We start from the raw sequence: 13,108 nt of genomic DNA, 5'->3' as shown, positions 1-13,108 counted from the left end.
CCATGGGCAAATATATTGTTAAACGGCTGTTATTAATCATCCCCACCTTATTTTTGATTTTGCTCACCAACTTTGCCATTGTCCAATCTGCCCCTGGCGGTCCTGTCGAGCAAAAAATATCCCAAATTGAAGCAGAACAAAAACACAGCTCAACCCAAACCCAACTGTCAACGACCACTTATCAAGGCAGTCGCGGTTTATCGCCAGACATGGTCGAAGCCATCAAAAAACAATACGGCTTTGATAAATCCGCGCCCGAGCGGTTTTGGCTCATGTTGACAAGCTATGCCAAGGGCGATTTTGGTACCTCGTTTTTTAAAGGCAAACCTGTGTCACAGCTGATTTTGGATAAAATGCCCGTGTCGATTTCGCTAGGGCTTTGGAGTACGCTACTGATTTATTTAATCGCTGTGCCGCTTGGGATTGCCAAAGCCAAACGCCATAATTCACTGATGGATAAAACCACCGCGTTGCTGCTTGCGGTGAGTTATGCCGTGCCTGTGTTTGTGTTGGCGGTGGTGTTACTGGTGATGTTGGCAGGGGGGAGTTATTGGCAGATTTTTCCGCTGCAAGGCTTGGTGAGTGAGAATTTTGATAAGCTCTCCACGTTTGGCAAAATCAAAGATTATTTTTGGCATTTGGCATTACCCATCACGGCAAGCACGATTGGCGGATTTGCGGGACTCGCATATTTGACCAAGTTTAGTTTTATGGAAGAATTGAACAAACAATACGTGCTGACGGCTCGCAGTAAAGGGTTAAGCGAAAAAAAAGTGCTATACGGTCATGTATTTCGCAATGCGATGATGATTATTATTGCAGGCTTGCCGTCGGCGATTGTGGGAATATTTTTTACCGGCAATTTTTTGATTGAAGTAATTTTTAACTTGGATGGTTTGGGACGACTGGGGTTTGAAGCGATTGGGCAGCGCGATTATCCGGTGATTTTTGGCACGTTGTTTATTTTTACCTTGATGGGGCTGATTTTGCAGTTGATAAGTGATGTGACTTATCATCTCATTGATCCCCGTATTGATTTTGAGGGTCGCTAATGCTGATAAAACATCCTGTTTGGCAAGCCCGCATTCACCGCTTTCGGCGTAATCGGTTGGGATTTTTTTCGCTCATCATGTTTAGCTTGATTTTCCTTGCCTGCATGGGGGCAAACCTTATCGCCAATGACAAGCCGATACTGGTTAATTACCAAAATCACTGGTATTTTCCCATCGTCAAGTCTTACCCCGAAACCACCTTTGGCGGGGTGTTTGAGACCGAAACCAATTACCAAGACCCTGTGGTCAAAGACCTAATCAACCAACATGGCTACATGATTGAGCCTATGATACCGTTTGCTGACCAAACGCCAAGTGTGAGTCGCGATGTGCCGTTTCCTGCGCCGCCAAATAGCGAGAACTGGCTCGGTACCGACGACCAAGGTCGAGATGTACTGGCAAGGGTATTGTATGGCTTGCGTGTCTCGCTATTATTTGGGTTGGCGTTGACGGTGGCAGGGTCAATTATTGGCATTGCGGTGGGGGCGGTGCAAGGGTATTTTGGCGGCTGGACAGATTTGGTGGGTCAGCGGCTGATGGAAGTATGGGGCGGTTTACCACAGCTGTTTATGATTATTATTTTGGTCAGTCTGTTTAGCCCCAGTGTGTTTGTGTTGTTTGGCTTAATGCTGCTCTTTGGCTGGATGGGGCTCGTTGGTCTGGTGCGTGCTGAGTTTTTGCGAGCGAGAAATTTTGATTATGTGCGGTCGGCAAAGGCGATGGGGGTGTCAGATGCCAAGATTATGTTTCGCCATATTTTGCCCAATGCGATGTCGTCGAGTCTGTCGCAGTTGCCGTTTATTTTGACGGCGAATATCACGGCACTCACCACGCTTGATTATTTGGGCTATGGCTTGCCGGCAGGGTCGCCGTCTTTGGGGGAGCTAATCTCACAGGGAAAAGATAATTTGGATTCACCGTGGCTCGCTTTGGCTGGGTTTTTTAGTTTAACGATTGTGTTGTCGCTGCTGATTTTTATTGGGGAAGCGCTGCGAGATGCGTTTGACCCAAGGCAGTCTTGAATTAACTAAAATTCAATGCAGCAATCAACCCAAAATGCTGAGTAAACGGAATAAAATCCCTATCGCAAAATAACAGGGGTAATTGATGTTCAACGCAAAAACTAGCAATCATCACATCATTGGATTTACGAATGGTAATGCCTTGCTTGCGTAATTGGCGGTAATAATCAGCGTATTTAATCGCATTTTGTTGGTTTAAAATATCGTAACATAATAAACTATCAAGGGCATTTTTGGCTTGATTGTAGTCTGTATCAAGGCGAAAACCTTGCAAGATTTCCATCAAAATCACATCAAAAATCGCCACATTACTTGCCTCAAGTTGCGTGTCCAAAAAATCGGTGTGAGGTGTTGAATGACCGTTAAAATAGTCTATCCAAACGCTAGTATCAGCGATGATAGGCAAGCTCACCCTTCAACACCTGTTTTACGCATTTCGGCTAAGTCGCCTTCCCAATGCAGTTTGCCCCGCAAGTCACGGATTTTTTGTTGTTGGCTTTTTTGCAAGAGTAGCTTTAGCCCTTGTTCGACGGCTTCTTTTTTAGTTTTAATGCCTGTGGCTTGTAGGGTCTGTTGCATTAGATTGTCATCTATTATGATGTTAGTTCGCATATCATTTCGCCTTTGTGTATAATTATTTGATATTATACACATTTTAATAAATAGTTAAAAGGATAAAAATATGAGTTCAGGTTTTGTGGCGGGGACGCTCATGCATACGGATAAAAGTTCGACCATTCAAGGAAATGATAAATGAGCGAGTTACTCAAAGTCAAAAACCTAACCATCAAATCCGCCAATCAAACGCTGGTTGATAACCTATCTTATACCCTGCACACAGGCGAAACGCTTGCCATTGTGGGCGAATCTGGCTCTGGCAAATCCATCTCAAGCCTTGCCTTACTCGGACTGCTGCCAAATAGCCTAAGCATCACAGGACAAGCCACTTTAACTGATGTTAGCGATAATGTTAGTGATACGCAAAACCCCAAACCAATCATTTTACCCATTGAAGACGATAGCCTAAGCACTTATTCCAAAAGCAGAAAGCAAAACGAAAATATTTTCCGCCAAATCCGTGGCAAACGCATCGGCATGATTTTTCAAGAACCGATGACCGCCTTAAACCCCTTGCACACGGTGGGCAAACAAATCGCCGAATCATTAAGTCTGGCTGGCGTGGCAAAAAAACACTGGCGACAGCGTACCATTGACCTACTTACTCAAGTCAATATTGCCAACCCTGAAAGCAAACTTGCGCGCTATCCGCACGAGCTCTCGGGTGGGCAACGACAGCGTATCATGATAGCGATGGCACTGGCGCAAGACCCTGACATTATTATCGCAGACGAGCCAACCACCGCCCTAGATGTGACTTTACGCCATGAGATTTTGCGGTTATTGCATCGGCTAAAACACGAGCGGGGCATGGCGATGATTTTGATTAGCCATGATTTAAACCTTGTCAAACGCTACAGTGACAACCTCATCGTCATGCAACAAGGCAAGGTCATGGAGCAGGGGCAAACCCAAGCGATTTTTGACCAGCCGCAGCAGGATTATACTCGCTCATTGATTTATCAAGATTTTGGACAAAGTTTACCCATCATTGACAATTCACCCAGCGTTTTGGAAGTTAAACAGTTAACCATCGCTTTCCCCCAAAAAAACAATATATTGGGTCAAACCACCCAATGGTTTGAGGCGGTTAAAGGGTTAAACTTGACCCTTGCACAAGGTCAATCCTTAGGTATAGTGGGCGAGTCGGGTTCTGGCAAAACCACCACAGCTTTGGCACTCATCAAATTATTGGCTAATGCTGCCAAAGTGGAAGGTCAGATTTTGCTGTCAGCCAATGCTCACATGACGGACGTTTTAGCGTTGTCGAATAAAGCCTTTTTGCCGTATCGCTCGGATATGCAAATGGTATTTCAAGACCCGTATGCCAGTATCAATCCACGGTTTAGTGTGTTTGAGATAATTGAAGAAGGGCTAACTATTCAAGGTATGGCAAAAACGAAGCGTGAAAAAGCGGTATTAGCAGCCTTAGACACGGTGCGGTTGCCACGAGATTTTATCAGCCGTTATCCGCATGAGCTTTCAGGCGGTCAGCGTCAGCGGGTGGCACTTGCGCGGGCGTTGGTGATGAAACCCAAAATTTTGTTACTCGATGAGCCCACATCGGCGCTTGATAGCAGCACCCAAGTGGCAATAGTCGAGTTATTGCGAGATATTCAAGCAAAATTTGGCTTAAGCTATATTTTTATCAGCCATGATTTGCAGGTGGTTAAGGCATTGTGTCAAACGATACTGGTATTGAAAAATGGCGAGACACAAGCGTATGATACGACAGACAATATCTTCACCCAACCACAAAATCACTATGTGACTGCCCTAATTGCGCACAGCAGTGAAAACTAGCGGATTTGCTGTCAAAACATTAGAAAGTTAACAATTATCGTGAACCACGTTGTGACGTAAGTTTGCTTGCTTATAGCCAATTTATCCTAGTCATTTAACCCTAGTGATTTTATTACAAGCAATTATATAGCTACTTGATTACATGCACTTCACTACAGCCCCTTTAGCAATTGTTAAAAGTTAACCATGCCAAATTCCATCATTACCGAAGACAAAAAGCCACAGCATGACCTATTTGCTATAGCTGCCTTAACCCCCGCGCAAACCAAATATTTGCCAATCGTGGTGGCAATCGCTTTGTTTATGCAAATTTTAGACTCAACGGTGCTCAATACCGCTTTGCCTGCGATGGCGCATGATTTAAATCAGCCTGCGTTATCAATGCAGTGGACAGTGATTAGCTATGCGCTTACTTTGGCAATTTTTACCCCGATTAGTGGTTTTATTGCCGATAAGTATGGTACTAAAACCACCTTTATGGTGGCGATTGGCGTGTTTACGGCAGGCTCGATGATGTGTGCGGTGTCACCAACGCTCAATAGCCTAATTTTTTCTCGCGTGGTGCAAGGATTGGGCGGTGCGATGCTGATGCCTGTGGGCAAGTTAACGCTGATTAAAAGCTATCCGCGAGAACGTATGCTGTCGGTGATGAATTATGCGGTAATGCCTGCGATGATTGCGCCAGTGATTGGGCCTTTGGTCGGGGGGTATTTGGTGGAGCTGGCAAGCTGGCATTGGATTTTTTTGATTAATATTCCTATGGGGGCATTGGGGATGTGGGCAGGGTGGAAACTGATGCCCAACTATCTACAGCGCAATCCCAGCATGGATTTGCTTGGATTTTTGCTGTTTGGTGGCGCGATGGCAAGCTTTACCTTTGCGCTCGAGTTTGCCAATAACATTCATGCCGATAATCTGGCTTCAGCGGTTTTTCCCGTGATGGTTGCTTTATTGGCGATTATGCTGCTTATTGGCTATTATTATCACGCCAAATACTCAGAATCGCGTAATGGACAACAACCGCTATTTGGCTTGGATTTATTTCAAGTGCGTACCTTTCGGGTGGGCATTGTTGGCAATTTGCTGACCCGTTTGGGGATGAGTGCGATTCCTTTTCTACTGCCGCTACTGCTGCAAGTGGTGCAGGGCTATTCGCCGTCACAAGCGGGCTGGATGTTGGCACCGATTGCGGTGGGCGCACTGTTGACCAAGCCGCTAGTCACGCGTATTGTGAAGCGATTTGGTTATCGTAGAACATTGGCGGGCAATACCTTGTTGATTGGGGTTAATATCATGCTGCTATCACAACTCAATCAAACCACGCCGATTTGGTTAAGTGTGCCATTTTTGACTTTTATGGGGGCGTGTAATTCGCTACAATTTAGCACGATGAACACCATCAGTATCGCACGGCTTCGCCCAAGTCAAACCAGCAGTGGCAATAGTTTATTGTCGGTCAACCAACAGTTGGCGATTAGTTTTGGGATTGGCTTTGGGGCGATGCTGCTACATTTACTGACGCCCGCTCGCGCCTCGCTGGCACAGACGCAAACCGCATTTTCATACAGTTTTATCATATTGGGTATCATGACGATTTTATCTGGGCTGTATTTTTTGCGGTTGCACCGATTTGATGGCAAAGGACTATACCAGTAATCGCCCTTATATTTTTGCCCATATCGTTGATACCATGTTGTCAATATAGGTTGCCCAGCCATACCGATGGATAGTGTGGTGATTTATTTCACTCATTTTTATGATAATTTTAATCCTTTAACCCGATTGTCCCTAATTGCTACTCTATGGTCGCAATCGTTTTGGAAAACCTATGCTCTCCAATGCTTTTTCAATGATAATTGATACCCGTTGGTGTCTTGATGAACTGCTAAAAGAGGGCATCATTGACCAACGTGATTATAATTTGGTGATGACCCATAACCGCAAAACCTTGCATCCCCTACAAGTGATTGCAGGCTTTCATCTGGTCGATAAAACCACGCAAATGGCGCTCAGTCTTGACCAGCTCAATCGCTGGTTAGCACAAAAAGCAGGCGTTGATTATGTACGTATCGACCCACTGAAAACCGATGTGCCCTCAGTGACATCAATTATGTCATTTGAATATGCGCGCTCGCAGCACATTTTGCCAGTCGCCGTCACCCAAGATACGGTGGAAATCGGCACTGACCAGCCATTTTATCAAGATTGGCAGCTCAATATTGCGCATATCGTGTCGCCCAAAAAAATCAAAACCGTATTAATCAGTCCTGAGCAAATCAACCGCTATCGCCAAGAATTTTATCAAGTGACCAAAGCCATTGCGGGGGCAAACCATCAGCAAAAACGCGCGGATGGCGATATCACCAATGTCGAAGCGTTATTACAACTGGGCAATGCCGCCAATATTGAGAATCCCGATGCCAATGACCAACACATCGTCAAAATTGTTGATTGGCTATTACAGTACGCTTTTGACCAGCGTGCCAGTGATATTCACTTAGAGCCGCGCCGAGATAAAAGCAACGTGCGTTTTCGTATCGATGGTATTTTGCATACGGTTTATCAAATGCCGACTGGGATTATGACCGCGGTAGTGGCTCGGATAAAAATTTTAGCCAGACTCAATGTCGCTGAAAAACGTAAACCGCAAGATGGACGGCTCAAAACTCGCACCCCCAAAGGTCAAGAAACCGAGCTGCGGTTATCGACGCTCCCCACTGCGTTTGGCGAAAAATTGGTGATGCGGGTATTTGACCCCGAGGTACTGGTGCGCTCTTTTGAACAGTTGGGGCTCACAGGGCGGGATTTGCAAAAATGGGATGACATGACCCGTAAAGCCAATGGTATTATTTTGGTCACAGGTCCGACAGGCTCGGGTAAAACCACGACGCTGTACAGTACCCTCAAAAAACTGGCGACAGAAGAAGTCAATGTCTGTACCATCGAAGACCCCATTGAGATGGTGGAGCCGTCATTTAACCAAATGCAAATTCAAAATAACATTGATTTGACCTTTGCTGACGGTATTCGCTCGTTGATGCGTCAAGACCCCGATATCATCATGATTGGCGAGATTCGCGATACCGAAACCGCAGAAATGGCAGTACAAGCATCGCTGACTGGGCACTTGGTGTTATCGACTTTACATACCAATGATGCACCCAGTTCGTTAACAAGGCTGCATGATTTGGGCGTGGCGCCGTTTTTAACCTCAGCGACCATCTTGGGCATCATGGCACAGCGTTTGGTGCGTACCCTTTGCCCACATTGTAAATCCAATAAGCCCATGAATGACATTGAGCAGCAGACATGGCAGGCGTTAGTCAGTCCTTGGAAAGCCGCCGCCCCAGATACCATCAATCATGCCGTTGGCTGTGAACACTGCCGTAACACTGGCTATCTTGGGCGAGTGGGATTGTATGAAATCATGGTGCTCAGTAATGCGCTTAAAAAATTGATTAGCGAAGGCGCTGACTTGTCGCAAATCGCGCAAAAAGCCTATCAAGATGGGTTGCAACCGTTAAGACTGGCAGGGGCAAAAAAGATTGCCGAAGGGGTGACGACGTTTGAAGAAGTGATGAGAGTGGTGCCATTAACTTAGGCAGCTAACCATTATTTGAAAGACAAAAAGTAAAAGTTAAAAAATAACCGGCAACAAAAAAGCCTAAACGTAAAAGTTTAGGCTTAATCAATGGTGCCCGGGGCCGGACTTGAACCGGCACGCTCGTAAGAGCGAGGGATTTTAAATCCCTTGTGTCTACCAATTTCACCACCCGGGCAGGGTAGTCACAGCACTGACGCTTGGCGTCGTGTGGTGTCTGTGTCAGAAGTGGGTGCTATTATAATCAGTTTTGTTAACTTTGCAAGCAATTTTTTACGATATTTTTTCGCGTTTATCGCTGACTTATAATAACAAAACAATAGTACCGAAAAATGAAAATGGAGGCTGAGGCCGGAATCGAACCGGCGTCCGCGGATTTGCAATCCGATGCATGGCCACTGTGCTACCCAGCCATTTCATTTAGGTTTGCTATGATAGCAAAAATTTTTAAAAGTGCAAGGACTTTTTTAGCCATTTGAGCGATGTAATGAAGGATTGTAGAGGGTATTTGAGCGCTAATTTAGCGGTTAAACATTTTCAATGGATGTTATCACACCGCAAAATCGGTTAAAATAACGCAAATTTTTTGCTAACCGACTTTTTGTTGACCGATTCGTTATTGATTGAGGAACCACCATGACTGCGACAGTGTTAGATGGCAAAGCGTATGCCAAACAAATGGAAGCTGAACTTGCCGAGCGGGTTGCCAAGTTAAAACAAGACTCTGGACGCACGCCGATTTTGGCAACGATTTTGGTGGGCGATGACCCTGCCTCCGCAACTTATGTCAAAATGAAAGGCAATGCCTGTCAACGTGTGGGTATGGATTCTTTAAAAGTTGCCATGCCACAAGCCACTACAACCAAGCAGTTATTGGCAAAAATTGCCGAGCTTAACAACAATCCAGATGTGCATGGGATTTTGCTACAACACCCTGTGCCCAGCCAAATTGATGAGCGTGCCTGTTTTGATGCCATTGCGCTGGCAAAAGATGTGGATGGCGTAACTTGTTTAGGCTTTGGCAATATGGCGATGGGCGAGCCTGCGTATGGTTCGTGTACCCCGCAAGGTATTATGTATTTATTAGAAAAAAACGGCGTTGAGCTTGCTGGTAAGCATGCGGTGGTCGTGGGTCGTAGCGCGATTTTGGGTAAACCGATGGCGATGATGCTATTAAATGCCAACTGTACCGTGACCATTTGCCACTCACGTACCCAGAACTTGGCAGAATTGGTCAAACAAGCGGATATCGTGGTGGGTGCTGTGGGCAAACCAGAACTTATCAAAAAAGATTGGATTAAATCGGGCGCCGTGGTGGTGGATGCAGGGTTTCATCCGCGTACCCATGCGGATGGCACGAGCGGTGGTGTGGGTGATATTGAGCTGACAGGTATCGAAGCTATTGCCTCAAGTTATACCCCAGTGCCAGGTGGCGTAGGTCCAATGACCATCAATACACTCATCCGTCAAACGGTAGAAGCGGCAGAAAAAGCAGCAGCAAAATAATGGGTTTGAATTAAAAAAGGGAGTGCTTAAAGCTTCCTTTTTTTGTACATTTTTTTTGTATTCATTTTTTCACCATGACTGGAAATCTTTACGTGACTGTTGTTAAAACTTCCGCTTATAAAAATTCCCGCTATAAAAATTCAATGCCATCAAATACTTCTGACTCATCAACCGTTTTTCATCAACTGATTACCGCATTGCAGCAAGTGTTGCCTAACGCTAATCTTGCCAAGACACGTGTGCCGTTATTATCTAAGCCGAATCAACCTTTTTATTTATGGCTCATTGATCCAGATTTCTGTCATGAAGATTTGACGCCAGCGGTGATAGAAAATCTGTGGAATAATTGTCCATATTGGGTGTTTGCATGGGCGTCAGGGCAAGTGTTGGCGCAGTATATTTTGCAGCAGCCACAGATAGTGCACAATAAAGTGGTGATGGATTTTGGCGCAGGGTCGGGGATTGTTGGTATTGCCGCAAAAATGGCGGGTGCCAAACGAGTTATTTGCTGTGATATTGATAGCGTGAGTCTAACTAGCTGCCAAGCCAATGCGCAATTAAATGGGGTAACGGTTGAGCTGCTAGATAATTTATTTGAGTTAAAACAGCAATTTGGCATGGATAAGGTCGATGTGCTGTTGGTCGCGGATGTGCTGTATGACAAAGCCAATCTGCCGTTATTAGATGTGTTCTTACAATACGCGCATGAGGTTTGGGTCGCCGATAGCCGCGTCAAAAATTTTGCTCACCCGCGCTACCACAAGGTAACGACGTTGGATAACACAACCACCTTGCCCGATATGGATGAAGCCAAGCAGTTTAACCAAGTAGTGCTTTATCGCAGTACGGATTGAATCAGAAATAGCAGGATTATAGTAGTATGGAGTGTATGCCCGCAAAAAACCCTCGACTTTGTTTTCTATATTTTTAAGGCTATGAAATAATTTGTAACATAGTTATCGCATTATCGCTATTTTCAAGGCATAATAAGCCACACCCCTATTTTTAATCATCTGTTTGTTCAATACCATCCCCGATGGCATGCACCGCAGCATCATTATTGATGACGACAGCTAGATGATTACCTTGCCGTTTTACGTTTAGAAAAGGAATCCTAATATGAGTATTTGTATCACTGCCACAGGATTATATACCCCGCCTTACAGCATCAGTAACGAAGAGTTGGTCGCTACTTTTAACCAATACGTTGATAACTATAATGCAAAAAATGCCGATGCCATCGCCCGTGGTGAGAAGACGGCACTTGTGCATTCGACGGCCGAATTTATCGAAAAAGCCTCAGGTATCAAATCCCGCTATGTGATGGAAAAAGACGGAATTTTAAACCCAGATATCATGGCGCCTGTGATTCCTTATCGCAAGCTTGGCGAAGAGATGTCCATCATGGCGGAAATGGGTCTAGATGCGCTAAAACAAGCCCTGGACAATGCAGGTTTACAAGGTAAAGACTTAGACGGTATTATTGTTGCTTGTTCAAACTTCCAACGCGTGTATCCTGCCATCGCCATTGAAATCCAACAATATATTGGTATGCAAGGGGGTTTTGGCTTTGATATGAACGTCGCCTGTAGCGCAGCAACCTTTGGTATCGCCCAAGCGGTTGGTCTGATTAAAGCTGGCACTGCCAAACGTGTCGCCATGGTCAATATCGAAATCACCTCAGCGCACCTCAACTGGCGCAACCGTGACAGCCACTTTATCTTTGGGGATGTGGCAACGGCGACGATTATCGAAGAGCTCGCTACACCTAAAGGCTATGAAATTTTAGATAGTCATCTGTTTACCCAGTTTTCAACCAATATTAAAAATGAATACGGCTTTTTGGATCGCAGTGAATTCTTAGCCGCTGGCACGCCGATGTATCCTGATATCGACGCACCTGTGACTGACAAATTGTTCTTGCAAGAAGGTCGCAAAGTATTTCGTGAAGTGTGCCCTGCCGTGTCCAATTTAATCCTTGAACTGCTCCATAAAAACCACGTTGAGCCACAACAACTCAAAAAAATGTGGCTACACCAAGCCAATGCCAACATGATTGATTTGATTTTACGCACCGTGTTGGGCAAAGAAGCAGATAAATCGATTGCGCCTATGGTGCTAGCAGAATATGCCAATACTAGCTCAGCCAGCCCTATGATTGTGTTTCACAAGCACCAAGAAAATATGCAGTCAGGTGATTTGGGTGTGATTTGCTCATTTGGCGCAGGTTACTCAATTGGGGGTGTGTTGGTCAAAAAAGTCTAAGCTTTTTGTTGTCTCTCACGAAACCCATGCAAATCCCCCCAAAATGTGGCAAAATATCCGATTATTTTGCCATTTTCTATTTTTAAGCGCACATTGCGCCAAAACTTTTAAGCCCTAAATTAAGCCAAAACTTTTAAGCCATCATTATGAAAGAATCTTTACGTTTTCGCCTTGACCAAATGTCTGACCGTTTCGAAGAAGTCACCGCCATGCTGTCTGAGCCAGAAACCATGAATGACAACAAAAAATTCCGTGAATTATCGGTTGAGCACAGTGATTTATCCGCATTGGTCGATGTCTGGGGCAAATACCGCCAAGCGGAAGAAGATTTGGCAACCGCTGAAGAAATGTTGTCAGATTCAACTGGCGATGGCGACATGAAAGAAATGGCGCAAGAAGAAATCCAAGCCGCCAAAGATACCATCAATGAGCTTGAAGACGTGCTCAATGTGATGATGCTGCCTAAAGACCCGAATGATAAAGTGCCTGCCTTCTTAGAGATTCGAGCAGGGACGGGCGGCGATGAAGCGGCGATTTTTAGCGGGGATTTGTTCCGTATGTATGAGCGTTATGCGGCAACCCAAGGTTGGACAGTGGAAGTATTGTCTGAGAACGAAGGTGAGCATGGCGGCTATAAAGAAATCATCAGCCGTGTATCGGGCACGGGTGTGTATGGTCGCTTAAAATTTGAGTCGGGCGCACACCGGGTGCAACGGGTGCCAGAGACTGAAAGCCAAGGACGGGTGCATACTTCGGCTTGCACGGTCGCGGTGATGCCAGAGATTGAAATTGATGATACCGTCGATATCAACCCTGCTGACTTGCGCATCGATACTTATCGTGCCAGTGGGGCAGGTGGTCAGCATATCAATAAAACCGACTCCGCAGTGCGTATTACCCATATTCCAACAGGCACGGTGGTCGAGTGTCAGCAAGAGCGTAGCCAACACGCCAACCGTGACAAAGCCATGAAAATGCTGGTATCCAAAATTCAGCAAGAAAAAGTGCAAAAACAAATCGATGCGTCAAGTGATATGCGTCGCAATTTGGTCGGTAGTGGTGACCGCTCGGAGCGCATTCGCACTTATAATTTTCCCCAAGGGCGAATGACCGACCACCGTATTAATTTAACCTTGTACAAACTCGATGCCATTATGCAGGGTGACTTAGATGAGTTACTTGACAGCCTACTGCGTGAACACCAAGCCGATTTGATGGCATCGGTGAGTGGGGAAGAATAA

11 protein-coding genes and 2 tRNA genes are annotated in these 13,108 nt (G+C 45.4%); 9 read left to right on the top strand and 4 right to left on the bottom strand.

What is annotated here, in order from left to right; all coding sequences use genetic code 11:
• Positions 1-2: 2 nt before the first annotated feature.
• Together yejB and ACH0AB_RS02480 are read left to right on the top strand one after the other, a co-directional pair.
• Complete coding sequence (yejB, locus tag ACH0AB_RS02485) at positions 3-1,052, top strand: microcin C ABC transporter permease YejB (RefSeq protein WP_406877027.1); 1,050 nt, start codon at positions 3-5, stop codon at positions 1,050-1,052.
• Positions 1,052-2,074, top strand: coding sequence for an ABC transporter permease (locus ACH0AB_RS02480; RefSeq protein WP_406877026.1), 1,023 nt, complete (start codon positions 1,052-1,054; stop codon positions 2,072-2,074). Before yejB ends, ACH0AB_RS02480 begins: the two co-directional genes overlap by 1 nt.
• 1 nt (position 2,075) lies before the next feature.
• On the opposite strand, the gene vapC is transcribed toward ACH0AB_RS02480, so the two are convergent.
• Positions 2,076-2,486, bottom strand: coding sequence for a type II toxin-antitoxin system VapC family toxin (gene vapC, locus ACH0AB_RS02475; RefSeq protein WP_313091269.1), 411 nt, complete (start codon positions 2,484-2,486; stop codon positions 2,076-2,078).
• Entirely contained in the window at positions 2,483-2,686 is a 204-nt protein-coding gene (locus ACH0AB_RS02470; protein ID WP_203172083.1) for a type II toxin-antitoxin system VapB family antitoxin, read from the bottom strand. Before ACH0AB_RS02470 ends, vapC begins: the two co-directional genes overlap by 4 nt.
• 141 nt (positions 2,687-2,827) lie before the next feature.
• Between ACH0AB_RS02470 and ACH0AB_RS02465 the strand changes: the two genes are divergently transcribed.
• From ACH0AB_RS02465 to tfpB, 3 genes are all read left to right on the top strand, one after another.
• The gene (locus ACH0AB_RS02465; protein ID WP_406877024.1) at positions 2,828-4,495 is read left to right on the top strand and encodes an ATP-binding cassette domain-containing protein; all 1,668 of its coding nucleotides are present in this window, start codon (positions 2,828-2,830) and stop codon (positions 4,493-4,495) included.
• A 186-nt stretch (positions 4,496-4,681) separates the two neighbouring features.
• A complete protein-coding gene (locus ACH0AB_RS02460) occupies positions 4,682-6,151 on the top strand; it encodes a DHA2 family efflux MFS transporter permease subunit (RefSeq protein WP_286130640.1) in 1,470 nt (489 codons plus the stop codon).
• 172 nt (positions 6,152-6,323) lie between these two features.
• Positions 6,324-8,096, top strand: coding sequence for a type IV pilus assembly ATPase TfpB (tfpB, locus tag ACH0AB_RS02455; protein ID WP_406877022.1), 1,773 nt, complete (start codon positions 6,324-6,326; stop codon positions 8,094-8,096).
• 91 nt (positions 8,097-8,187) lie between these two features.
• Here the strand turns inward: tfpB and ACH0AB_RS02450 are convergent.
• Positions 8,188-8,274, bottom strand: a tRNA-Leu gene (locus ACH0AB_RS02450).
• 161 nt (positions 8,275-8,435) lie between these two features.
• Positions 8,436-8,509 (bottom strand) — tRNA-Cys (locus tag ACH0AB_RS02445).
• 223 nt (positions 8,510-8,732) lie between these two features.
• Between ACH0AB_RS02445 and folD the strand changes: the two genes are divergently transcribed.
• From folD to prfA, 4 genes are all read left to right on the top strand, one after another.
• On the top strand, positions 8,733-9,602 hold the full coding sequence (gene folD, locus ACH0AB_RS02440) for a bifunctional methylenetetrahydrofolate dehydrogenase/methenyltetrahydrofolate cyclohydrolase FolD (protein ID WP_406877021.1): 870 nt from the start codon (positions 8,733-8,735) through the stop codon (positions 9,600-9,602).
• 143 nt (positions 9,603-9,745) lie between these two features.
• A complete protein-coding gene (locus ACH0AB_RS02435; RefSeq protein WP_406877020.1) occupies positions 9,746-10,456 on the top strand; it encodes a class I SAM-dependent methyltransferase in 711 nt (236 codons plus the stop codon).
• Positions 10,457-10,721: 265 nt separating this feature from the next.
• The gene (locus ACH0AB_RS02430) at positions 10,722-11,867 is read left to right on the top strand and encodes a beta-ketoacyl-ACP synthase III (RefSeq protein ID WP_406877019.1); all 1,146 of its coding nucleotides are present in this window, start codon (positions 10,722-10,724) and stop codon (positions 11,865-11,867) included.
• Between the two features lie 146 nt (positions 11,868-12,013).
• Positions 12,014-13,108 (top strand): peptide chain release factor 1, encoded by a 1,095-nt coding sequence (prfA, locus tag ACH0AB_RS02425; RefSeq protein ID WP_203172078.1) that lies wholly within the window; start codon positions 12,014-12,016, stop codon positions 13,106-13,108.

This window comes from Moraxella sp. 179-F 1C4 NHS (assembly GCF_045370505.1).
In the GTDB taxonomy this organism is placed as follows: domain Bacteria; phylum Pseudomonadota; class Gammaproteobacteria; order Pseudomonadales; family Moraxellaceae; genus Faucicola; species Faucicola tetraodonis.
The sequence above is the reverse complement of the archived record's forward strand: the minus strand, read 5'-3'. Positions and strand labels throughout refer to the sequence as shown.